Source organism: Amycolatopsis oliviviridis (genome assembly GCF_014654365.1).
Lineage (GTDB): Bacteria > Actinomycetota > Actinomycetes > Mycobacteriales > Pseudonocardiaceae > Amycolatopsis > Amycolatopsis oliviviridis.
Genome location: NZ_BNAY01000010.1, coordinates 350,209 through 373,394, shown reverse-complemented (window position 1 = coordinate 373,394; position 23,186 = coordinate 350,209). Strand labels below are relative to the sequence as shown.

General features: G+C 69.5%; 14 protein-coding genes. 10 read left to right on the top strand and 4 right to left on the bottom strand.

Features of this window, described 5'->3' with window-relative positions; translation table 11 throughout:
* Window positions 1-54 precede the first annotated feature (54 nt).
* From IE302_RS35730 to IE302_RS35720, 3 genes are all read left to right on the top strand, one after another.
* On the top strand, window positions 55-2,415 hold the full coding sequence (locus IE302_RS35730; RefSeq protein WP_191258861.1) for a polysaccharide lyase 8 family protein: 2,361 nt from the start codon (window positions 55-57) through the stop codon (window positions 2,413-2,415).
* A 71-nt stretch (window positions 2,416-2,486) separates the two neighbouring features.
* Complete coding sequence (locus IE302_RS35725; protein WP_191258860.1) at window positions 2,487-3,635, top strand: epoxide hydrolase family protein; 1,149 nt, start codon at window positions 2,487-2,489, stop codon at window positions 3,633-3,635.
* Window positions 3,636-3,704: 69 nt separating this feature from the next.
* Window positions 3,705-4,502 carry an alpha/beta fold hydrolase gene (locus tag IE302_RS35720; RefSeq protein ID WP_191258859.1) on the top strand — a complete coding sequence of 266 codons (798 nt, stop codon included), beginning with the start codon at window positions 3,705-3,707 and terminating at the stop codon, window positions 4,500-4,502.
* Here IE302_RS35720 and IE302_RS35715 read toward each other — a convergent pair.
* Window positions 4,495-7,206 (bottom strand): AfsR/SARP family transcriptional regulator, encoded by a 2,712-nt coding sequence (locus IE302_RS35715; RefSeq protein ID WP_191258858.1) that lies wholly within the window; start codon window positions 7,204-7,206, stop codon window positions 4,495-4,497. The two genes, IE302_RS35720 and IE302_RS35715, sit on opposite strands and share 8 nt — an antisense overlap.
* 125 nt (window positions 7,207-7,331) lie before the next feature.
* Here IE302_RS35715 and IE302_RS35710 point away from each other — a divergent pair, with 125 nt between their 5' ends.
* Window positions 7,332-7,820: a hypothetical protein gene (locus tag IE302_RS35710; protein ID WP_191258857.1), complete on the top strand. Its 489-nt coding sequence runs from the start codon at window positions 7,332-7,334 to the stop codon at window positions 7,818-7,820.
* A gap of 526 nt (window positions 7,821-8,346) precedes the next feature.
* On the opposite strand, the gene IE302_RS35705 is transcribed toward IE302_RS35710, so the two are convergent.
* Window positions 8,347-9,162, bottom strand: a complete 816-nt coding sequence (locus tag IE302_RS35705) for an SAM-dependent methyltransferase (protein ID WP_191258856.1) — start codon at window positions 9,160-9,162, stop codon at window positions 8,347-8,349.
* A gap of 172 nt (window positions 9,163-9,334) precedes the next feature.
* Here IE302_RS35705 and IE302_RS35700 point away from each other — a divergent pair, with 172 nt between their 5' ends.
* The 5 genes from IE302_RS35700 to IE302_RS35680 all read left to right on the top strand — a co-directional run bounded on the left by IE302_RS35700 (window position 9,335) and on the right by IE302_RS35680 (window position 17,464).
* Window positions 9,335-10,678 carry a cytochrome P450 gene (locus IE302_RS35700; protein ID WP_191258930.1) on the top strand — a complete coding sequence of 448 codons (1,344 nt, stop codon included), beginning with the start codon at window positions 9,335-9,337 and terminating at the stop codon, window positions 10,676-10,678.
* A 76-nt stretch (window positions 10,679-10,754) separates the two neighbouring features.
* Complete coding sequence (locus IE302_RS35695; RefSeq protein WP_191258855.1) at window positions 10,755-11,804, top strand: alpha/beta hydrolase; 1,050 nt, start codon at window positions 10,755-10,757, stop codon at window positions 11,802-11,804.
* Window positions 11,805-11,909: 105 nt separating this feature from the next.
* Window positions 11,910-14,024, top strand: coding sequence for a putative bifunctional diguanylate cyclase/phosphodiesterase (locus tag IE302_RS35690; protein ID WP_191258854.1), 2,115 nt, complete (start codon window positions 11,910-11,912; stop codon window positions 14,022-14,024).
* A gap of 102 nt (window positions 14,025-14,126) precedes the next feature.
* Window positions 14,127-15,710, top strand: coding sequence for a substrate-binding and VWA domain-containing protein (locus tag IE302_RS35685; protein WP_191258853.1), 1,584 nt, complete (start codon window positions 14,127-14,129; stop codon window positions 15,708-15,710).
* A gap of 8 nt (window positions 15,711-15,718) precedes the next feature.
* Window positions 15,719-17,464 carry a hypothetical protein gene (locus IE302_RS35680; protein WP_191258852.1) on the top strand — a complete coding sequence of 582 codons (1,746 nt, stop codon included), beginning with the start codon at window positions 15,719-15,721 and terminating at the stop codon, window positions 17,462-17,464.
* On the opposite strand, the gene IE302_RS35675 is transcribed toward IE302_RS35680, so the two are convergent.
* Window positions 17,458-18,162 (bottom strand): class I SAM-dependent methyltransferase, encoded by a 705-nt coding sequence (locus tag IE302_RS35675; protein WP_191258851.1) that lies wholly within the window; start codon window positions 18,160-18,162, stop codon window positions 17,458-17,460. The genes IE302_RS35680 and IE302_RS35675 overlap by 7 nt on opposite strands.
* Before the next feature lie 95 nt (window positions 18,163-18,257).
* On the opposite strand from IE302_RS35675, the gene IE302_RS35670 reads away from it, so the two are divergent.
* Complete coding sequence (locus IE302_RS35670) at window positions 18,258-22,250, top strand: alpha-(1->3)-arabinofuranosyltransferase (RefSeq protein ID WP_191258850.1); 3,993 nt, start codon at window positions 18,258-18,260, stop codon at window positions 22,248-22,250.
* On the opposite strand, the gene IE302_RS35665 is transcribed toward IE302_RS35670, so the two are convergent.
* Window positions 22,218-23,153: a hypothetical protein gene (locus tag IE302_RS35665; RefSeq protein ID WP_229908140.1), complete on the bottom strand. Its 936-nt coding sequence runs from the start codon at window positions 23,151-23,153 to the stop codon at window positions 22,218-22,220. The two genes, IE302_RS35670 and IE302_RS35665, sit on opposite strands and share 33 nt — an antisense overlap.
* Window positions 23,154-23,186 lie beyond the last annotated feature (33 nt).

Here is a 23,186-nt window from a genome sequence, read left to right as displayed (position 1 = left end):
CCCACCACCCGCCGCCCCTGATCGCTGTCTTTCGACCCTTTGGGAGGCTCCGTCATGCCCGGATTCGGTTACGTCGACAGGAGAACGGCCTTGCGGGGAGGCGCGGCAGCGGCCGCTTCGGTCGCACTCACGACCGCTCTCGCGAGCCCTTCGTCAGCCCGGCCCGCGTCCGCAGTGGCGGCGGGGACGGCCGGTATGGCCTCGATCGTCACCGGCTACCGCGAACTCCAGACCGGGATCAACCGGCCGTCGGCGGAACGCACCGCCGCGCTGGCGAACCTGGACAGGGTCGCGAAGTCCTACCACGACAGCATGACGGTCGGCGGCGGTCCACTGTGGAAAGACCTCCCGCTCGGCCCGGGCAGCGACTACACGACGTCGATGTACGCCCGGCTCCGTGCGATCACGGTCAACTGGGGCACCCCGGGCGGCGCGCTGGCCGGCGACGCGGGCGTGCTCGGCCGGATCAAGGCGGCACTGGATCTGCTGTACACCAGCGATCAGTACAGCGAGAAGACCGCCGAGATCGGCAACTGGTACACCTACGAGATCGGCATCCCGCTCTATCTGCTCCACATCCTCGCGACGGTCGCCGACGAGCTGACCCAGGACGAACTCGCCAATTACCTCAAACCGGTGCTGAAGTTCTCCGGTAACCCGAACCTCCGCACGAACAACCCGAGCGTCGTCGAGACCGGCGCCAACCGCGCGGACAAGTCGACGATCTCGATCGTCTCCGGCGCGATGCTCGGCGACGCCGAACGGATCAAGCGCGGTGCCGGGGCGTTCACCGACGTCGAAGGCGGGGGAGCGGCGAGCGTCATCGCCAAGCTCCACCGCGCCGCCGGGGACGGCTTCCACACCGACGGCTCGTTCCTCCAGCACGATTCGGTGCCGTATCCCGGGCACTACGGGATCATCCTGCTCACCGCCGTCGCGTCCGCCATCCACGTCACCAAGGGCACGGAGTTCGAACTGCCCGCCGACGTCCGCGACGCGGCGTACGCGCTGGTCTCCGACACGTTCGCGCCCTTCGTCCACGCGGGCGCGCTGATGGAGTCGGTCCGTGGCCGGTTCCTTTCCCGGCAAGGGGAATCCGCGCACGACATCGGGCACCAGCTCACCGGCGCCGTCGTGCTGCTGGCGAGGTCGGCGAGCGGGAAACGCAAGGAGGAACTCGGCGGGCTCGCCGCGAAGTGGATCACCGAGGACACCTTCGCGCCGTACCTGAAGATCCCCGACCCCGAGCGGTTCGCGCCGGGACCCGACCTCGTCGGCATCCCCGGCGTCGAGTTCGCGCAGGAGCTGCTGGCGACCGGGATCCGCCCGGCGCCGACGGTCGCGACGCACCGGGTGTTCGGCCAGCAGGACCGGATGGTGCACATCAGCGAAGGCTGGTCGGCCTCGCTCGGTGTCGCCTCGACGCGGATCTCGCGGTACGAGTCGATCAACTCGATGAACCTGCACGGCTGGCACGTCGGCGACGGTGCGCTGTATCTGTTCCTGCCCAAGGCGAAGGACCACTTCACCGACGCCTACTGGCCGACCGTCGATCCGCAACTACTGCCGGGCACGACCACCAAGGGCGGGGCGCTCCCCAAACTCGAGTCGGTGCCGTTGACCAGCAAGGATCACTGCGGCGGGGTCCGCTGGGACGCGCGGCACGGCGCGCACGCCCTCGACTTCGTCTCGCAGGACGGCACGCTGACCGCGAAGAAGTCGTGGTTCTTCACGCCGTCGGGGGTGGTGTGCCTCGGTGCCGGGATCACCGATGCCTCCGGCGAGCGGATCCGGACCACGATCGAGAACCGCAACCTCGGCGAGAACGGCTCGGGGGTCCTGCTCGCCGACGGCCATCTCGTCGACGGGTCGGAATCCTTGCGGCGCAAGCGTTGGCTGCATCTGGAGAAGGTCGGCGGGTACGTCCTGCTCGACGACGCGGAGGTGACCGCGCTGCGCGAGGACCGGACGGGGACCTGGCGCGACGTCGACAAGGGTGCCAACACCAAGGGCACCACGGTGCCCTACACCCGGCGCTACCAGAAGCTGGTGATCGAGCACGGGGCCGCTCCTTCGGGCGCGAGCTACGCCTACGCCGTCCTGCCCACCGCGTCGGTACTGGAGACGATCGCCTCGGCCTGGTCGTGGCGCGTGCGGTCCAACACCGCGACCGTGCAGGCGGTCCGCCTGTGGGACGCGACGCTGCTCGCGAACTTCTTCGCCGCCGGCTCGGTCGACGAGGTGTCGGTGTCCGGACCGGCGTCGGTGGCGCTGGGGCGGACGGGGAACGGCTGGCAGCTGACCGTTTCGGATCCGACGCAGCGGCAGGACGTCGTACGCGTGACCGTTCGGCGTAAGACCGTGGAGGTGCCGGTGAAGGACACCTTCGGCGCGACTCAGGTCGTCCGCATCTAGAGGACTGAATGCCTGGCCAGTAGGGGCCATTTAGGTCAGGATCTGGCCTGAATGGCCCTTACGGTCTCTTCATGACCGACATCGAGCAGTTCCGCATCGACATCCCGCAGTCCGATCTGGACGACCTGACCGACCGGCTGGCCCGCACCCACTGGCCGTCGGCGCTGCCCGGTGCCGAGTGGAGCCGGGGCGTCCCGGTCGCCTACCTCAAGGACCTGGCCGAGTACTGGCGCGACGGCTACGACTGGCGCGCGTCCGAGAAGCAGCTCAACGAGTTTCCGCAGTACATCACCGAGATCGACGGCCAGCGCGTGCACTTCCTGCACGTCCGGTCGCCGGAACCGGACGCGATCCCGCTGATCATGACGCACAGCTGGCCGAACTCGATCGCCGAGTTCCTGAACGTCCTCGGACCGCTCACCGATCCGCGAGCCCACGGTCTCGACCCTTCGCGCGCCTTCCACGTCGTCGCGCCGTCCTTGCCGGGTTTCGGTTTCTCGCCGTTCCCCGAACCCGCCGACGACCGGCCGTGGGACATCGCGAGGGTGGCGCGGACGTGGGCCACGCTGATGAGCCGCCTCGGCTACGAACGCTATGGCGCGCACGGGAACGACGCCGGCGCGCTCGTGACGCCCCAGCTGGCGGTGCACGCGCCGGAGCACGTCATCGGCTCGCACATCACGTCCGGACTCGGTGTCCCGATGGGTGACCCGGCCGATTTCGAAGGGCTCACCGAACAGGACCAAGCCGAGCTGACGGGACTGATGGAACGCTTCGCGGGCGGCAGCGGCTACGCGCCGTACCTGACGAACAGGCCGCAGACGCTGAGTTACGGCTTCCTCGATTCGCCGGTCGCGCAGCTGGCCTACCTGGTCGAACGGTTCAAGGAGTTCGACGGCTGGCCCGAAGGCGCTGCGCCCGCCGAGCCGATCGACCGCGACCTGCTGCTCACCAACGCGACGCTGTACTGGCTGACCGGGACCGGCGCCACCTCGCTGTGGCCGTACTACGAGGGCGCGGCGGCGATGCCGATCGACCAGACGGTGGTGCCGACCGGGGTCTCGCACGGCGGGCCGTCCGTCCTGCGCAAGATCGCCTCGCGCAAGAACGACATCGTGCGCTGGGCCGATCACGAAAGTCCCAGTCACATGGTCGCGATGGCCGTCCCGGACCACGTGGTGACCGAGCTCCGGGAATTCTTCGGAAATCTCCGGAAATGATGTCGAGAGGTGGTCGTCGGCTCCGACCCGGGGACGAAGCTAAAGTCAAGTGACCCCCTGGAGGACCTGATGACCACCTCGTTCGAGACCGTGACCTCGGCCGACGGCACCCCGATCGCCTTCGAGCGGACAGGCGAGGGCACGCCGGTGATCCTGGCCGGTGGCGCGTTCAACGACCGGACGACCCTCGCCGGCCTGGCCGCGACGCTGGCGCCGGACTTCACCGCGATCGCCTACGACCGGCGCGGGCGGGGTGACAGCGGCGCGGGCGCGGTCTACTCGGTCGAGCGCGAGGTCGAGGATCTCGCCGCGGTGATCGACCACGTCGGCGGTTCCGCGGCGGTCTTCGGGCACTCGTCGGGAGCCGTCCTCGGACTGGAGGCGGCCGCCCGGGGCGTCGCCATGACCAGCCTCGCCGTGTACGAGCCGCCGTACGTCGTGGACGACAGCCGTCCCAGGCCGGGGGCCGACCTCTTCGACCGCGTCCGGGCACTGATCGCCGACGGCGACCGCGACGGCGCGGCGGAACTCTTCCTCGTCGAGGGGACGGACACCCCGGCCGAGGTCGTCAAGGGGATGCGGGAAGACGCGTTCTGGGCCTGGTTCGCCGGACTCGCCCACACGCTGCCCTACGACCTCGCGCTGTGCGGCCCCGGCAACGTGCTGCCCGCCGGCAGGCTGGCCAAGATCTCCGTGCCCACGCTGGTGCTGGACGGCGGGGAGAGCGACGCCTGGATGCGGGCCGCCGCTCGCGCGGTCGCGGATACGGTCCCCGGAGCGCGGCACGCCACGGTCGAGGGACAGGACCACGGCGTCCTCCGTCAGCCGGACGTCCTGCGCGGCCTGCTCACCGAATTCCTCAGGTGACCACCTTCAGCGGTTCGGCGGGCAGGCCCATCGCGGTGTAGAGGTCGTGCGCGGCACGGGACTGCCCGATCCCGGCCAGCGCGCGGGCCTCTTGCAGCCGATAGCCGATCCGTCTCGCCGTTTCGAGCGCGAGGCGGTGCTGCCGGAGCCCCGCCGGCCTCTCGCCGAGCGCGAGGCAGGCGGTGCCCAGGCTGTTGGCCGCCATGGCCAGCAGCAGCGGATGGTTGAGCCGGGCGAGGATCTCGCACGCGCGTCCGGCCTGCTCCCGCGCTTCGCCGGGCCGGTGGGCGAGGAGCAGGGCGTCGGCGTGGTCGATCCGGCTCCACGCTTCGCCGAACAGGTAGCCGAGGTCCCGCGAGGCGGTGATCGAGCGTTCGATGACGTCGTACGCTTCGCCGAACCGGCCGAGCCGCGCCAAGACCAGGCCGAGCTGGGCCGAACTCAGGATCATGCCGCGGGGATCCTCGCGCAGCACCACCGCTCTCCGGGCGGAGACCAGCGCTTCGTCCAGCCTGCCGAGGACCTCTTGCGCGTTGCTGAGATTGGTCCACAACGTGGCGGTGGTTTCGCAGCCGGCGGTCTCGTCCTCGATGGCGAGCCCGTCGCGATAGAACCGGATGGCCTCGGGGTAGCGGCCGAGCATGCCGTGCAGGGCGCCCGCCCTGGACAGCGCGATCGCCTCGGCCACCCGGTCACCGGACGCGCGGACGACGTCCAGACGCTCCAGCGCGCAGCCGATTCCCTCGGTGAGCCTCCCGTTTTCCCAGAACGCCAGGGTCAGGCTCGCCAGGCTCAGCTGGATCGCGTGCGGGTCGCCGTTCCGGCGGGCGGCGGTGATGCCGGTGTGTGCCACGGCGAGCAGCTCGTCGAGATGCCCGCTCTCGCGGAGATGGTCCGCGGTGTCCGCGGCGATCCGCCAGGCGTGCTCGTCGTGACCGGCGTCGAGGGCGTGACGGGTGACCGCGACCAGGTTGGCCCGTTCCGCCTCGTACCAGCCGGAGTCGCCTCCGCCGCTGTAGTGTTCGAGCAGCCTGATCAGCGCCGGGGCGGTTTCCCCGTCGTCAGCGACGGCGCGCGCGTGCTCGGCGATCAGGTCGTGGAACGAGTACCGGCCCAGCGCGGGCTGCCTGAGCAAGTGGGCGTCGAGCAGATCTTCGAGCAGCCGTTCGGCCTCCTGCTCGCCGGTGCCTGCCAGCGCGGCCGCCGCGGGCACACCGATGTCGGCACCGGGATTCCTTCCCAGTAAACGGAACATACGCTTTCGCGCGGCGTCGAGTTCCCGATAGGACAGTGCGAACGCCGCGGCCACGTCGCGTCCGGCGACCTTGAGCTCGGCCAGCCTGTCGTGTTCCGAGCCCAGCCGTTCGGCGAGGGTTTCCACGGTCCACTGTGGACGATTTTGCAGCCGGGCGGCCGCGATCCGGATCGCCAGCGGCAGGTTCCCGCACAACGCGGCCACCCCCGAGTCCGGTCGTCCCGACGCCGTCGCGAACAGGGCGCTTGCCTGTTCGTCCGGCAGGACTTCGAGGCTGATCGACGCGGCTCCGTCGATGGCGGACAGCCGTCGCCTGCTCGTGACGACGAGGGCGATCGTGGCCGAACCGGGCAGGAGCGGTCGTAACTGTTCCGCGCTCGCGGCGTTGTCGAGCACCACGAGCAGCGACCGGCCCGCCGTCCTGGTCCGCCACAGTTCGGCCCGCCGGTCCACGCCGCCGGGGAGCCGGCTCGCCGGGATGTCCAGTTGCCCGAGCAGGGCTTCGAGCGCGGCCTCCGGCGCGAGTGGTTCGCGGGCAGGGGAATGACCGTGCAGGTCCACGAACAGTTGCCCGTCGGGGAAATCGGCGGCGAGCCGGTGCGCGGCGTGGACGGCGAGCGAGGTCTTGCCGACACCGGCCATCCCGTCGACGGCCACCGGGCGGCCGAGCCGGACGGCGTCCAGGAGCATGCCGATCTCCGCCTCCCGCCCGGTGAAATCCGGGACGTCGTAGGGGAGGAAGCACCGGGCCTTGCCGTACTCCGGCTCGTCGCGCAGGATCCGCTCGGAGAGCTCGCGCAGCTTCGGGCCGGGATCGATCCCGAGTTCGTCCACCAGCCGTGTCCGCGTCCGCCGGTAGACGTTCAGCGCGTCGGCCTGCCTGCCCCGCTGGTGCAGCGCGCGCATGAGCAGCCCGGTGAACGCCTCGCGGAACGGGTGCTCGGCGACCAGTGCCGTCAGCTCCGCGACGGTGTCCTCGCCGGCGGCGATCTCCTCGTCGAGACAGCGTTCCATAATGGACAGACGGCGTTCGTCGAGCTCGTCGGCCGCGCCGCGCAGCGCCATACTGTCCACACCGGACAGAGCCGGTCCGCGCCAGCAGCCGAGCGCCTCACGGAACTCGCCGCGGGAGACGTGCTCCTCGAACGTGCGAAGGTCGAAAGTGCCCGGCCGCAGCACGAAACCGGGCCCCTCGGCGGCCAGGACGTCTTCGCCGGCGCCCTTGGCGACGAGGGAGCGCTTCAGGGCGGTGGTGAGGTTGCGGATCTGGCGGACGGCCGTGGCGGGCGGATCCTCGTCCCAGACGACGTCCACCAGCCGGGAGACCGAGACGACGCGATCGGCGCCGAGCAGCAGCGCGGCCAGGATGCGTTCCTGCCGCGGGCCCGCGAGCTTCACCGGCCGCGCGCCGTTGCGGCACTGCACCGGCCCGAGTATCCGGAACTCCATCACACCCCCTCCCGCGAGGTTAACCGGCCCCGCGCCCGCGCCGGTGCGGAAGTGATGCAGCTGTGATGCGCCGTCCGGCGAACCTGCCGGTGGAAGAAGTACGGGACGTGATTGAGGAGAACCCCATGCGCAAGCGGTACTACGCGGCGTTGGCCGGACTGGTCGTGGCGGCGGCGGGGATCGGCGTACCGGCCGCGGCGGCGGCCGGTGAGCAGCAGGCCGAGAGCGAACGGCAGGCCTGCCGGCGCGCGTTCGATCGCGCCGTCTGGGAGGACATGGACAGCTACAACAAACGCGACGAGGCCCGCTACCGGGCGATCATCCACCAGAACATGGTGACCGTCGGGCGCAAGGGGCAGTTGTTCATCGGCTACGAGGCCAACGTGCAGCCGGTGGTCGACGTGCAGTTCAAGCTCCCGTACGAGTACAGCATGCCGTGGACGGTGACCCACACCGTCGTCGAGGACTGCAAGATGGGCTTCGCGATCCTCGACGCCTACTACAAGGTGCCGTCGCAGAACGTCGACCGGCACTACACGATCAGCCTGACGCTGGTGCGGGAGCACGGTAGGTGGCAGGTCATCAAGGACACCGTGACCGACGTGCTGCCTTGAGGGGGTCGTGAGTGGCGATTCGGGTAAATGAGGGGTAGGGCAGAGGTGTCATGTTCGCGTGCGGGCGTGCCTGCGTGGATGTTGTGAAAGTGGCTTTCACAACCTTCAACGTTGCGGAAGAAGCTTTCGCAACATCGCCGGGTCGCCTGTTCTCGGTCCTTGTTCCCAATGTCGCATTTGGGACGTTGAGTGTCTCGAATGCGACATTGGGAACATCCGGTGCCGGACGTCAAGGCAGTACGTCGCGAGCGCCACGCTCGAGACGGTGAGTGTCCCCAGCGTGGCGCTCGGGACACGCACACCGTGACCTACGACCAACCGCACCGACGCCTCACGGGCGCGAAGACGTAACTCGCGTGATCAGGAACGGAACTCGCGTGATCAGACGGCGAACACGGCGAACGTCCTCTGATCACGCGAGATCCGTCTCTGATCACGGGTCATCGCCGCCTGATCACGCATGATCGCCCAACTCGCCTGAACACGACACCTTCGACCTTCTCCTCAAGAGAACCCGAATCGCCACTCACGAAGGCTTCCGGCCCACCCCCGCGTACGGCAGCGAGTTGATCTCCGGGTCGTTGGACATGTCGCCCGCCCCCTGCGGGTTCCACATCGCGCAGCCGACGACGCCGGGCTCGACGACGTCGAAGCCCTCGAAGAACGAGAGCACCTGCTCGTGGGTCCGGGGGATGGGGTCGTTCTGGGTGCTCTTGTACGCCTCGATGGCTTCGTCGAGGCCGCTCGAGTCCGCGTCGGCGGCGACGTGCGAGATGGCGAGGAAGCTGCCGGGGGCGAGGCGTTCCCGGTACCGGGCCAGGATCGCGTGCGGATCCCAGGAGTCCGGCACGAAATGCAGCAGCAGCAACATGAACAGCCCGATCGGCTGGTCGAGATCCAGCAGCTCCCGGGTTTCCGGCGCGTCGAGGATGTCGTTGGCGTCGCGGAGGTCGGCCTGGATCGCCGCGCACCGGTCGTTGCCGCGCAGCAGCAGTTTGGCGTGCGCGACGGCGACGGATTCGCGGTCGACGTAGACCACCCGGCAGGACGGGTCGATCCGCTGGACGATCTCGTGGAGGTTCCCGACGGTCGGGATCCCGGAGCCGATGTCGAGGAACTGCCGCACCCCCGCCTCCATCATGTGCAGCGCGGCACGCCGCAGGAAGGCGCGGTTGAGCCTGGCCGCGTCGCGAATCCCCGGCATGATCTTCAGGATCTGTTCGCCGAGGTCACGGTCGGCCTGGAAGTTGTGGTCGCCGTTGAGCCAGTAGTCGTAGACCCGGGCGGGATTCGGCACCGTCGTGTCGACCTCGGGAGGTACCCAGCTCAGGTTCGAAGTCACCGTCGTCGCCGCCGTTCGTAGGGGAATCCGTTGGGGCACAGCAGTCTATCCGGCATCGGGGAACCGGCTGCCATCGTCCGATCGTGTGGATGTGCGGCCGCGGAACTCCCGTCCGCGGTCGCGCGGTCCTAAGGTGACCGGGTTCAGCGTCCAGGCACGGGAGACGAGCACGATGGCACCACCTCCGGACGTCGCTGTCGCACCGGGCCGCTGGCCGCTGCTCGGGCATACCGTGCCGATGCTCCGTGACCCCCTGAAACTGCTGTCGTCCCTGCGGTCGCACGGCGACGTCGTCCGGCTCGACTTCGGCCCGATGCCGGTCTATCTCGTCACCACCCCGGAACTGGCTTGGCGGCTGCTCGCCGTCGACGCGGGGAAGTTCGACAAGGGCATCGTGTTCGACAAGATGCGGCCGCTGTTCGGGGACGGGCTCGCCACCTCCAACGGCGCCTTCAACCAGCGGCAACGGCGGATGATGCTGCCCGCTTTCCAGCGAAGCCGCATCGCGCTCTACGCCGAGACGACGATGACGAAACTCGCCGTGGACCTCGCCGGCTCGTGGAAACCCGGCGAGGTGGTCGAATTCGACCGGCGGATGCAGGATCTCGCGCTGACCATCTCCGGGCGCACGCTGTTCTCCACCGAACTCGGTGTCGAGGCGCTCGCCGAGATCCAGCGGTCGATCCCGATCATGCTGAAGTACGTCATGGTCCGGGCCTTCTCGCCGAAGTTCGTCGAGCGGCTGCCGATCCCGGCCAACCGCGAGTTCGACGCCGCGGCCGCGCGGCTCCGGCGGGTCATCGGCGACGCCGTCCTGAAGGCACGTGAGAAGGGTGGCGATCAAGGCGATCTGCTGTCGATGTTGTTGCTGGCCAAGGACGACGAGACCGGCGAGAAGATGACCGACCGCCAGGTGGAGGACGAGGTCATCACGATCCTCACCACCGGCGCCGAGACCACCGCCGTCGCGCTGGCGTGGTTCTTCCACGAGATCGGGGCGCGGCCGGACATCGAACGCAGGTTCCACGCCGAGGTCGACGAGGTGCTCGACGGCGGGCCCGCGCGGTTCGAACACCTGCCGCGCCTGGAGTACACGCAACGGATCATCAACGAGGTCGTCCGCCGGACCCCGCCGGTGATCCTGATGCGGCGCGCGCGGGAGGACGTCGAACTCGGCGGTGTGCGGATTCCCGCCGGTACCGAGGTCGCGGTCAGCCAGCACACGCTGCACCGCGATCCGCGCTGGTTCCCCGAACCCGAGCGGTTCGACCCGGATCGCTGGGAGCCGGAGCGCGCCGCCGAAGTGCCGAAGGGCGCCTTCATCCCGTTCGGTGCCGGCGCCCGGCTGTGCCCGGGGCATCAGTTCGCTCCCACGGAGATCGCTTTGGTCGCGGCGACGATCGGCGCGCGATGGCGGCTGGAGCCGCTACCAGGGGTGAAGGTCTTTCCCAAGATCAAAGCGACCATGCAGCCGAACCGGTTGCCGATGACCGTGATTCCGCGAACGCCAGCCTGACGGTGAGTGTTCGGTTACCGGGTGTAGGGTTCATGCTCCTTCCGAGCGTTCCGATTCCGGAGAGGGTTCTGTGAGAATGCCGCTCAAATTGGCCACCGCGGTGGCCGCGTGCTGCGCGCTCCTCGGTGGTTTCCTGGTCGCCGCCCCGGCCGCCGCCGTCGAGATCCGTTGTTCCGACGTGGATCTGCCGGTCACCGGCCCGCTCGGTGGACCGGCGACGGTGCACGGCCGGTTCTGCCTGCCTGACGGCCCGGCGCCCGAGGCCGTCCAGCTGCTGGTGCACGGCGGCACCTACAACAGTGCCTACTGGGACCTGCCCTACGACCCGGATCGCTATTCGTATCAGCGCGACATGGCCAAACACGGGTACGCGACCTTCGCGGCGGATCAGCTCGGCTCGGGCGGGAGCAGCAAACCGCCCAGCCTCCCGCTCCTGCTGCCGGCGCTGGCGCGCTCGATGCACGAGGTGGTCGGGCATCTGCGCGCGGGCCGGGTCGGCGGCACGCCGTTCGCGAAGGTGGTGATCGTCGGGCATTCGGTCGGTTCGGGCATCGTCGCGGCCGAGGCGTCGACGTATCAGGACGTGGACGGCGTGATCCTCAGCGGTATGACGCACCTGCCGTCGGTGCCCGCCTTGACCTTCGGTGTGCTCTTCGGCCTGCAGCCCGCGTTCGTGGACGGCCAGCTCGGTTCGCTCGGCAGTGATCCGCTCTATTTCACGACGAAACCGGGAGCGCGCGCCGGACTGTTCTACGCGACGGAAAATACCGACCCGCAGGTCATTGCCGCCGACGAGGCGACCAAGGATCAGGTTTCGGTCCCGGGAATGGGAACCGTCGCCGTGTTCGGCATCGTCCTGCCCGCGACGAAAGCGATCCGGGTACCCGTTTTCCAGGCGGTCGGGGAGAAGGACATCCTGTTCTGCGGGTTGTTCGCGCTCCGGGACTGTTCGAGCGGCGCGAGCCTGCGTCCGGCGGAAGCGCCGTACTACGGGCCCGAGGCCGAACTTTCCACGTATGTTCTGCCCGGTGCCGGACATTCGCTGGCGCTGCACCGCAACGCGTCGCTGTACCGGGACGCCACGCGCGAATGGCTGAGGGACAAGGTCGGTGTTGCAGTACCGTAGGGTTACCACCCGATTGGGTGACCGGTAAACCGTGAGTACGGTCAGAAAATCGTGGAGGATGTTTCTCCACCACGGAATACGAAAACGACCCCAGGACCGGCGGACGTGACTGCCCCACTTCCGGACGGCGATGAGTTCTCCGTATCGCCGGACGCCCCGAAGAGAACTTCATCCTCCGCATCCCCGAAGCGGAAGAACGCCGCGCCGACCCGTGCCACGCTCGCCCGCAAATGGGCGTACCTGGTCACCGGTACGGCGTACCTTCCGTATACCCATGCCCAGATCGAGGAGCATTTCTCCGCGCTGCTGGACGAGGTCTTCGCGGCGGTGCTGAGTGACGACGCCGAGCCCGCGCAGGCCGCCGAGGCGGGCGCGCGGCTCGTCGCGCTCAGGTGCGTCGGGCCGGACAGCCTGCGTCGCACGATGGATGTACTCGGCAAGGGGCTCTTGCACGAACCGGAGTTGCGGAGCGTGAAGTCGCTCCCCGAACGGGTGTTGCAGGTGCTCGGCGCGCTCGCGTCCGGCTACGGCGAGGCCTTGCGCGAGAGCATCCAGACGCAGCAAGAGGATCTGAGCCGCACGCTGGTCACCCTCGAACGCGAGACCCGGCGCGAACTGGTCCTCACACAGGCGCGCTTCGAGCAGTTGTTCGCCGGTTCGAAGACCGGGGTGGCCGTCACCAGGGTGGACGGTCGCGTCCAGCGAGTGAACCCGGCGTTGGCCGAGATGCTCAACCGGCCCGTCGCCGACCTGACCGGGCTCAACCTCTACGACCTGGTCGATCCGGAAGACGCCGACGGCCTTCGCGAGGGCTACCGGAAGCTGCTCGACGGCGAGAGCCATCGGCTCGAACTGTCACGAAGACTCGTCACCGACGACGAGGAACCGACGTGGGCCGGGTTCACCGGCGCCGTCATACGCGATCCGGCGGGCGAGGCCCAGCAGCTGATCACCTTGGTCGACGGAGACACCGACGTCTCCCTGCTCCAGCGGCAGCTGAGCCGTCAGGCCCTGCACGATCCGCTGACCGGCCTGCCGAACCGGCAGTTCTTCGGCACCCGCCTGGAGAAGGCGCTGCGGCACGCGGACCCGGCCTTCGGCGTCACGGTCTACCACCTCGACCTCGACGGATTCTCGCTGATCGCGGGCGGTCTCGGGCAGAAACAGAGCGACGACCTGCTGAAGAACGTCGCCGCGAAGCTGCGGGCCGTCGTGGGCGGCGAGGACGCGCTGGTTGCCAGGATCGGCGGTGACGAATTCGGCGTCCTCATCCAGAACACCGCCACCAGCCCGGACGTCGCCACCGTCATCGGCATGATCAACCAGGAACTGTCCGAACCCGTCTACCTCGACGGCGGCAGCGGGGTCGCGGTTTCGGCCTGCGTCGGGGTCGTCCACCGGCCGCCCCGCGACATCGCGCCGAACGAACTGCTGCGAGTCTCCGACATGACGCTGCGCCGGGCTCAGGCCAACGGCTACCGGCAGTGGGCGCTGTCCGATTCCGCCCTCGACACCAGGGACCGGCACGAGTTCGGCCTGGCCGCCTCGATGGCCGGTGCCTGGGAGACCGGCGAGATCGAGGTCTGCTTCCGGCCGCTGACGTGGCTCGCGGACAGCACTCCCGCGGGCATCGAGGCGCGGCTCGCGTGGAACCATCCGCGCCACGGCCGGATCGGTCACGACACCTGTGTCCGCTTCGCCGACGAGACCGGACTCATCGTGCCGCTCGGCGAATGGCTCATCCGCACCGCGTGCGAGGAATCGGACGACAGGCTCCCGATGGTCGTGGGCATGACGCCGCATCAGGCCGCGGATCCCGACCTCGTCGGGTCGGTGCGGACCGTGCTCACCTCGACCGGGCTCGGGCCGTCGCGGCTGAGGCTGGGCTTCCCCGCCGGTGCCGTGCTCGCCGAACTCGGGGAGACCGTCGACAACCTGCACCTCCTCGCCGAGATCGGGGTGGACGCCGAACTGCAGGACTTCGGCGTGGCCGGTGACGTCGTCTGCCTGGTGGACGTCCCCGTACGGACGGTCCGGATCGCTCCCCGGCTGGCGGAGCGGCGGACGGAACCCTTGGCGGAGCGTTCGCTGCGGAACCTGATCGAGACCGCGAACGTCGCGGGCGCGACCGTGATCGCGGACGGGATCGATTCGACCGGCGACGCGGGCTGGTGGCAGTCGGCCGGTGCCCACATCGGGGCCGGACGCTACTTCGGTTAGGCCGTTTGCCGTAGCGAGGCGCGCTAAGTTACCGGAGGGTTGACGTGCGCGGGCGGATTGGGCAACATCCCAGATCCCGTACCGCACCTCGGAGGCACGCGCATGCAGGTTGGCCCGAGGCGTGGTGGGCGGTTCACCGCGCCCGTCGTCGTCTTGAGCCTGTTGCTGGTGATCGCGCTCGGCGCCTGGTGGGGCGTCGACTATCTCCGGGCCCGGTTGGCGGGCAACGGCTGTGACGCACTGACGCCGGTCGGGATCACCGCCGCGCCCGACATCGCCCCGGTGCTCACGCGGCTCGCGGCGACCGTGCCGCAAACGGAATGCTTCAGTGTCACCGTGACCGCGAGCGAGTCGGCCGAGACCGCCGACCTGCTCGGGACCACCACCTCCGGCGGGCCCGACGTCTGGATCCCCGAGTCGAGCACGATGCTGTCGCAGGCCAGGGACGCCGGCGCGTGGAACCTGCCGGAATCCGGTCAGTCGGTGGCGAATTCCCCGGTGGTGCTGGGACTTCCCGACGAGACCGCGCGACGGCTCGGCTGGCCGGGGAAAACCCCTGCCTGGCAAGAGATCCTCGACGGTTCCCCGGTCGGGATGCCGGATCCGGCGCGGGATCCGCTGGGCGTCGCCACGCTGCTCGGCCTGCGGAAGCTGACCGAGAAGGCGGCCGATCCCGCGGCCGCCTTCACCGCCGCCATGCGGAAGCTGAACCCGGCGCCCGGCCAGGCCACGGCCGCTTTCCCGGTGACCGAACAGGCCGTCCTCGCCCGGAATCTCGTGGCGGCGTACCCGGGTGTGCCGGTGCAGGGGTTCGACTACCCGTATGTCGTGCTGCCCAAGGCTTCGGAGGCGTCGAGGGGCGCCGCGGAACGCTTCCTGCGGCTGTTGCTCGACCCGATGGCCGCCGCGACCTTCGCCGACGCGGGATTCCGGGCGCCGAACGGTCAGTTCGCCGTACCGCGGGCGCGGGACACCCGGACCGATCCGGCGCCGAGTCCGCCGGGTGCCCCGCCCGTGACGGACTTGTACGCCGCCCTGCAGGCCTGGGCGGGGACGAACCTGAGCGCCCGGGTCCAGGTGCTGCTCGACGTCTCCGGTTCGATGGCCGCCGCCGTGCCGGGGACGGGAAAGAGCCGGATGGAACTCACCCTGCAGGCCGCGACGCAGGGCCTCGGGCTGTTCAAACCCACCACGGAACTGGGGCTGTGGCTGTTCTCGACCAAATTGGACGGTGACAAGGACCACCGGGTCCTGCTGCCGATGAAGACGATCGCCGAGCAGAAGGCCTCGGGCGGTGTCGAGCGGTTGCAGGCGGTGCGGCCGAAGGCGGGCGGGGCGACCGGCCTCTACGATTCGATCCTCGCCGCGTACCAGAACGCCAGGCAGAACTGGAAACCCGGCCGGATCAACCTGGTCGTCGTGCTCACCGACGGGCGCAACGAGGACAGCGACACGATCGGGCTGCCCCGGCTGCTGGAGGAGCTGGGCGAGCTTCAGGACCCGCGGAAACCGTTGCCGGTCATCGGGATCGGCATCGGTCCGGACATCGACGCGTCCGAGCTCCGGCAGGTTTCCACCGCCACCGGCGGGGATTCGTTCACCACCCCCGATCCGCGGAAGATCTCGGACGTCTTCTACCAGGCGCTGAGCAAGATCATGTGCCAGCCGCCGACCTGCAAGAATTGAGGCAAGACGTGGTTGTCCGGGGGAAGAGACCTTCGCCGGTCACGATCGCCGCGATCGTCGCCGGCGTGATCCCGTTCGCTCTGCACGTCTGGGCGGCGCTACGCGGCAGCCTCGCGCAAGACGACTTCGTCATCACCTACCACGCGGCGAAGTCGGGCCCGTTCGATTTCGGCTACTACTTCCAGGACTACCACGGGCATCTCGCGCCGGGCGGATTCCTGCTCGCCGACCTGCTGACGGCCTGGGCCCCGCTGAACTTCGCCGTGCTGATGGCGCCGGTCCTGATAATGCAGGCGGCGTCTTCGGTGCTGTTGTGGGCGGTGCTGGTGCGCTGTTTCGGGCGCCGCTGGGGGATTCTGGTCCCGTTCACGATGTTCACGACGTCGACCTTGCTGCTCGTCCCGACGTTGTGGTGGGCGTACGCCCTTCAGTTGGCGCCCGTGCTCCTGGCCGCCACCGCCGCCTTGCACGCGCACGTGCGCTATCTCGCCGACGGCGGTCGCTGGGCGATCGCCACCGTGGCCTGGACCGTCTTCGGGCTCGCCTTCTACGAGAAAGCCGTCTTCATCCCGGTCCTGGTCGCCGGGATCACCGTGCTGCTCGGTGTTTCCCTGCGCCGCCACCTCGTGCTCATGGGTGTTCTCACCGTCGTCCTCGCCGGGTACGCCGCCGTTTTCCTGGCTCTGACGACGAGCCAGGTCGGGCAGGGCGGCGGTCCGGTCAACCTCGGCACGATCGCGGACATGACGGGCCGGATGCTCGGCGACACCCTGGTACCGGGGCTGGCGGGCGGGCCGTGGTCGGGACCGGGACCCGGTGCGACGTTCGCCGCTTCCCCCGTGGTGGTGCGGATCCTGCTGCTGCTCGTGGCCGTCGCGGTGCTGGTCGCCGGGATCCGCGTGGGTGGACCGCGGGCCCGGAAGGCGTGGGTGCTGGCGGCCCTGGTGTTCGCGGCGGACGTCGGTCTTTCGGCGGCCACCCGGCTCACCGAGGTCGGTCCAGGACTGGGCAGCGATCCCCGCTACGTCGCCGATCTGACGCTCGTCGTCGCGCTGTGCCTCGCTTTCGCCTTCCTGGAACCGAAACCGTTCGACCGGCCTTCGGGTCCCTCGCCGTCCCAGGCGAAACGCCCGATCGCCCTGGCGTTGAGTCTCGTCCTGATCGTGAGCTCCGCCGTGGGTTTCTCCCGCCTGGCGCCGGGCCTGCGGTTCGAGCACTCCCGGGAGTTCCTCGCCAACGCGCGCGCGTCGATCGAGCGGGACCCCGATCTCGTCCTGTACGACACGTCGGTGCCGAACGACATCCTGCACGGCTGGTTCGGGGAGAACGCCCGTGTCTCACGGGTGGTGGGCCTGATCCCGGGATTCCGGTTCGACCAGCCGACCGGCCGGATGTCCCTGTTGGACGATTCGGGCACCGCGAGGACGATCACCGGCGTGGAATCGATTTCCCGGGGCCTGCCCGGTCCGGTGGCGGGATGCGGGTACGCCGTCGGCGAGCAACTGGTCCGGGTTCCGTTGGACAGGCCCGTTCTCGGCCGTCACCTGCTGCGGATCGACTACTTCACCGCGGACGGCGGGGAAGGTGTCGTGGACCGCGACGGGACGCGCGTGCCGGTGTGGTTCCAGCCCGGCCTGCACACGATGTACCTGCCGATCGAAGGCCTGTTCGACAAGATCGGGTTCCGGTTGTCCGCCAAGGGGGCTCCCGTCTGTCTCGCGAAGGTCGACGTCGGCGGGCCGCTGACTCAGTAAGGGTCGTACGGGCTGTCGTGGCCGAAGATCTTCGCCACCGGCGCCAAACGCAGCCGCAGCAAGATCTTGATCCCGACGTTGCGCAGGAACCAGGGCAACTGGGCGATCACGCGCAGCCTGTCCTTGGCCGACGGCGGGGTGAGCCGGAACCGGGCCATCGACGTCGCGCGGTCGAGATAGGTGTAGCGCCGTCCGAAGAGGACTTTCGCGATCGTGCCCAGGGTGACACCGATCGAGGAAAAGCAGTCGTGGACCAGGATTTCCTTACCGTCGTCCAGGTTCGTGGACCAGCGCAGGTCGTCGGTGTAGGTCCAGTAGTCGTGTTTGCCGTCGATGTAGAGCAGCTGGATCGGGCGGTCCCAGCGCGGCCGCAGCTTCGTGCTGTACTCCGCCACGAGTTCGACGACGTCTTCGACGCCCGCTTTCCGCAGGTTCGCCTCGAATCGTTTGCGCGTCGGGGATCCGCCGAACAGCCGCCCGTCGACGAACGGGTCGACCGCGACCACTCGTGCGCCGACCGTCCGGGCGGCACTGGCGAGCACGATCGTCGACCGGCCCTGGTGGCTCCCGATTTCGACGATGAGATCGCCCTTTTCCAGGCGGGACGCCGCGTTCCACAAGGCGAGGCCCTGATCCCGCGTCATCCAGCCCTTGACGGGCTCGGCGAGTGACCACGCTTCTTCGAAACCGTCTGTCAAAGGTCTCCGGCTCTGAGTGATGGGAGCACCTGCTTAGGCCGCGGGGACGAATGGGTAGGCGCATAGTAGCCACGTTTCCGCCTAGTATCTACCGGATGGTAACCACCGGCGAACGAACGGGTCGCGAGACGGTGCGGCGATCCGGACGTCGGTTTTCGCCGGGCACGCTCGTCAAGAAGCCGAGCACATGGATCGTGCTGGCGCTGACCGTGCTGTCCTTTCTGCAGCGTCCCGGCAGGACGACGTTCGACACGAAACTCGACCTCGCCGTGGATCCGCTGGCGTTCCTCGGCAGGGCGCTGCACCTGTGGAATCCCCAGGCGACGGCGGGGGAACTGCAGAACCAGGCCTACGGCTACCTGTTCCCGATGGGACCGTTCTTCGCGGTCTGCCAGGCCGCCGGGATCCCGGCGTGGATCGCGCAGCGGTTGTGGTGCGCGATCCTGCTCTCGGTCGCGTTCGGCGGCGCCCTGCTGGTGGCCCGCGCGCTCAAAATGGGCAACGAACGGACTCGGCTGATCGGAGCAGTGGGTTACGCCCTCGCGCCGCGGATGGTCACCGAAATCGGTTCGCTGTCCTCGGAAATGCTGCCCGCCGTCCTGCTGCCGTGGGTGCTGCTGCCGCTGATCCTCGCCGATCGCATCGGCTCGCCACGCCGAGCCGCCGGGTTGTCCGCGCTCGCCGTGCTGTGCATGGGCGGGATCAACGGCGCGATGGTCGTGATGGCGCTCGTGCTGCCCGGATTGTGGCTGCTGACCCGGAAATGGCGGAGCACGCACGTCGAACTCGTCATCTGGTGGTTCGTCTTCGTCGCCGGGGTGATGCTGTGGTGGATCCTGCCGCTGGTGCTGCTCGGCCAGTACAGCCTGCCGTTCCTGGACTACATCGAATCCGCGACGAACACCACGGCGCCGATGTCGTTGTTCGAAGTGCTGCGCGGCACGAACCAGTGGGTCGCCTACGTCGTCCAGGGCACGCCGTGGTGGCCGTCGGGCTGGGCGCTGATCGACAATCCCGTGCTGATGGCGGCGACCGGGATGGTGGCTGCGGTCGGGCTGTTCGGCCTCGCGCGGCGCGGCCTGCCCGAACGGCGGTTCCTGGTGCTCGGCGTCGTGACCGGGCTGACGCTGCTGACCGTCGGCTATGTCGGGACGCTCGACAGCCCGCTGGCGGAACCCGTGCGGCACCTGCTCGACGGCCCGCTCGCGCCGCTGCGCAACGTCCACAAGTTCGAGCCGGTGCTGCGCCTGCCGTTGATGCTGGCGTTCGTGCACGGCATCACGAGCGCCGCGCCGGCGGTGCGGCGGAATCTGCGGCCCGCGCTGGGCGCCCTGCTGGTGGTGGCGATGGCCGCACCGGTGTGGCTGCTGACGCTGCGGCCGGGTCCGGGCTGGGACGAGGTGCCCGGGTACTGGTACGACGCGATGGGCCACGTCGCCAGGACCGACGCGACGGCGCGCACGCTGCTGCTGCCCGCGACCGGGTTCGGCGAATACGACTGGGGCCGCACGGTGGACGAACCGGCGCAGGCCATCGCGGACAGTCCGTGGGCCGTGCGCAACCAGGTCCCGTTGGGCTCGGAGGGCAACACCCGCCTGATGGACTCGATCGACGCGGCGCTGGCCGACGGCAGAGGCGATCCCGGGCTCGCCGCCCTGCTCGCGCGTTCCGGCTACCGGTTCCTTCTGCTGCGCGGGGACATCGACCGCGCCAAGGTCGGCGCCCCCGACTTCACGACGTTGCGCGCCGGGCTGGCCGGGTCGCCGGGGATCGAGAAATCGGCCCAGTTCGGGCCGCTGGAGATCTTCGAGGTGCAACAGCCGGTGCCGCTGGTCACCGCGACGTCCGCGAAAGACGTCCCGACGGTGAGCGGTGGCCCGGAGAACCTGCTGCCGCTGCTGAGTTCCGGACAGCTCGACCCCGGCACGCCGACGGTGCTGACCGGGGACGGCGGTTCGCCGACCGGACCGCGGCTGGTCACCGACGGGCTGCGCCGCGCCGAACGCAACGTCGGCGGGGTGCGGGACAACCTGAGCCAGACGCTGACCGCGGGGGAGTCGCCGAGACAGCAGCGGGCCGCGCTGGACGTCCTGCCGTTCCCGGGCGAGCAGCACCAGACCGTGGCCGCGTACCGGGGGATCCGCTCGGTGACCGCGTCGACGGCGGCGTCGTTCGCGGACGCTTTCGGCGGTTCGGATCCGAGCCACCAGCCGTTCGCCGCGCTGGACGGGGATCCGCGCACCGCTTGGCATTCCTCGAGTTTCACCGGTCCGATCGGGGAATGGCTCGAAGTCGAACTGGACACCCCGCGGCTGGTGAACTCGATCGACCTGGCGATGGTCGACGACATCCGCGTCGGCTGGCCGCCGACCCGGATCCGGATCACCACGGACAACGGTTCCGTCGATCACCAGGTCGTCCGGGGCGAGGGGGCGCACCCCTACCCGGCGCCGGCGGGAGTGACGCGGAAGGTGCGGATCACGCTGCTCTCGCTCGTGGTCGGCAGGCAGGACGGCAATGTCGGCATCTCGGAGCTGAAGATCCCCGGCGCCGAACCGCAACGTGCTCTCGAAGTCCCGGCCGATCTGGGGCCGGGCACCGCGCCGGGTTTCGCGTTCACCCGGGGACAGCAGCCGAGGTACGCGTGCGTGCCGGACGCCGGGCACGTGCGGTGCGACGCTTCCGCCGCGCGCGACGGTGAGGAACCGGACGGGATCCGGCGGTTGTTCTCGACGACGTCGCAGAGCGCCTACGAGTTCGGCGGCACCGTGCTGCCTGCCGCAGGCGGCCGCGTTCCGGTGGCCCTGCCCGGCGTGCGGGTGTCGGCGACTTCGCAACTGGGCGGGGATCCGTCGGCGAGCGCGTTCGCCGCGGTGGACGGGAATCCCGCGACGGCCTGGCAGCCCGACGTCACCGACCTGCGGCCGACGATGACCCTGGACTGGGAGAAACCGCAGACGATCTCGGGGATCCGGGTCGCCACGGATCCGCGCGCGCCTTCGCGTTTGGAACTGACGACACCGACGGCGAGCCGTTCCGTCGAACTCGACTCGTCCGGCGCGGCGACCTTCCCGCCCTTGGACACTTCGCAGCTGAAGATCGCGTTCGCGGGCCTCGACGACGACCAGCGGACCCGGAACTCGCTGGGCATCGGAAGCCTTTCCCTGACCGGCGCCGAACTTCCCGCTCCGGCCGCGGATTTCACGCTGCCGTGCGGATCGGGGCCGAACGTCCATCTGAACGGCCTCGACTACGACACGTCCGTGCGCGGCACCCTCGCCGATTTCACCGCGCACCGGCCGCTGACGCTGTCCGCGTGTCCCGATTCGCAGGGCGGTGTCGAGCTGGCGGCGGGCGGGCACGAACTGCGCACCGACCGGGCCGAGTCCTTCGTGGTCCAGAACCTCTGGCTCAAACCCGTCGGGCAGGCTCTCGGAGCCGCCGGGCACCGGACCGTCACCGTGGACTCCTGGGAGGCGACGTCCCGCTCGGTCACCGTCGGCGGTGGCGATGAGTCCATCCTGGCCGTTCCGGAGAACGCCAACGCGGGCTGGACCGCTTCGCTGAACGGGACCCCGCTGGCGAAAACGCGCGTCGACGGCTGGCAGCAGGCGTGGATCCTGCCCGCCGGTTCGGGCGGTGTCGTCCAGCTGGAGTTCACCCCGGACCGGAAGTACCGGTCCGGCCTGCTGATCGGCGCCGTCGCGATCCTGGCGGTGCTGATCGGTGTGCTGTGGCCGATCCGGCGGAGGCGCGGGTCCGTCGAGGCGGGTTCCGGGCGGGTGGTCCCGGTCGTGCTCATCGGACTGCTGGCCGTCCTGGGCGGGATGCTGCCGATCGTGCTCCTGATCGCCGTCCTGCTGGCCCGCCAGTTCAGCGAACGCGCGCCGCGGTACCTCGCTTTCGGCGGGATGGTCGCGGGCACGCTCGTCGCGGTGGCGGGGCGGCTGCTGGGGCACGGCCAGGAGTGGGCTTACGGTCCGGTGACACAGGCTTCGCTGCTGCTGGCCGCGGCGGCGATGGTGGCCATGTGCGTGCCTTGGTTCGCGGGGCGGTCACCCGAGCCGGAGGGTGGGACGAGGACGTAGCCGCGCGGTCTCCAGCGCTGCCCGGAGTTCGGCGACGACCGTGCCGGGCTCCGAGCGAAGCCGGGAAGGCAGCGTCTGGAGGACGACGATCCCGGCCGCGGCATAACGCGCGTTGCGCGCGAGTGTGTCGCGAAAGCCGGCGTCCCCGGCGTGGTAACCGAGGGAATCGATTTCCCATGCGAAAGCGAGTTCGTCGCACCAGCCGTCCGGCTGCGCGATGTAGGTGCCGTTCGCGTCGAAGATCTTGACGTTCCAACGACACTCGGGCAGATCCGACCGTTGCCACAGGTGCCAGGCGTCGGCTTCGGCGACCGAACGAGCGCCGCCCAGGATCGGGAGGAGCGCGTTTCGTAAGCTGCTTCCCCGGCGAGCTTCGTCGAGTTCGTCGGCGAGCGATCGAGGCAGGCAGAAACCCCGCTGGACGGCCTCGGCCATCATCGCCGTGACCGCGTCCTTGTCCGGTGTTCTCCGAGCCGCGTCGATCACCGCCCGGGGCACGGGAGCGGTCGGGACACCGGCTCTCTCCCGGGGTTTCGGCAGGCGGCGTGACCGTTCGATGTGGACGAAGCCTGAGCTGGCGGTCGAGCGGTTCCCCGGGACCAGAACGTGGACCTCATCGGTGGCCGGGAGGTTGTGCAGGCCGTAGCGCGCCAACGCGTGTACGCCGGTCAGGATCGAGCCCCCACCGGCATGCAGGAGCGCGGCCAGGATCTTCTGTTCACTTGTCGGCTCGCCGTTCTCGAGCAGCACGACGCCGGGCAGCAGTATCCGCCACCGCCCGCCGGGTTCGCAGCGTCGTGAGATCGTGCTGCGTGCCATGCCGATGGCTTCGAGTTGCTTCGCCGTGACCACCGGCGAACCGGTGGTGATCAGTGGGTGGCGCGCCCAGTCTCCTCGTCGCACCGAAGCAGCATGGAGTCGATCACCGACAGAACA

Excerpts from the sequence above, each read along its gene's own strand:
- IE302_RS35725 (WP_191258860.1), top strand. The coding sequence starts at position 2,487 with ATGACCGACATCGAGCAGTTCCGCATCGACATCCCGCAGTCCGATCTG.
- IE302_RS35730 (WP_191258861.1), top strand. The coding sequence starts at position 55 with ATGCCCGGATTCGGTTACGTCGACAGGAGAACGGCCTTGCGGGGAGGC.
- IE302_RS35720 (WP_191258859.1), top strand. The coding sequence starts at position 3,705 with ATGACCACCTCGTTCGAGACCGTGACCTCGGCCGACGGCACCCCGATC.
- IE302_RS35670 (WP_191258850.1), top strand. The coding sequence starts at position 18,258 with ATGGTAACCACCGGCGAACGAACGGGTCGCGAGACGGTGCGGCGATCC.
- IE302_RS35710 (WP_191258857.1), top strand. The coding sequence starts at position 7,332 with ATGCGCAAGCGGTACTACGCGGCGTTGGCCGGACTGGTCGTGGCGGCG.
- IE302_RS35695 (WP_191258855.1), top strand. The coding sequence starts at position 10,755 with ATGCCGCTCAAATTGGCCACCGCGGTGGCCGCGTGCTGCGCGCTCCTC.
- IE302_RS35685 (WP_191258853.1), top strand. The coding sequence starts at position 14,127 with ATGCAGGTTGGCCCGAGGCGTGGTGGGCGGTTCACCGCGCCCGTCGTC.
- IE302_RS35715 (WP_191258858.1), bottom strand. The coding sequence starts at position 7,206 with ATGGAGTTCCGGATACTCGGGCCGGTGCAGTGCCGCAACGGCGCGCGG.
- IE302_RS35700 (WP_191258930.1), top strand. The coding sequence starts at position 9,335 with ATGGCACCACCTCCGGACGTCGCTGTCGCACCGGGCCGCTGGCCGCTG.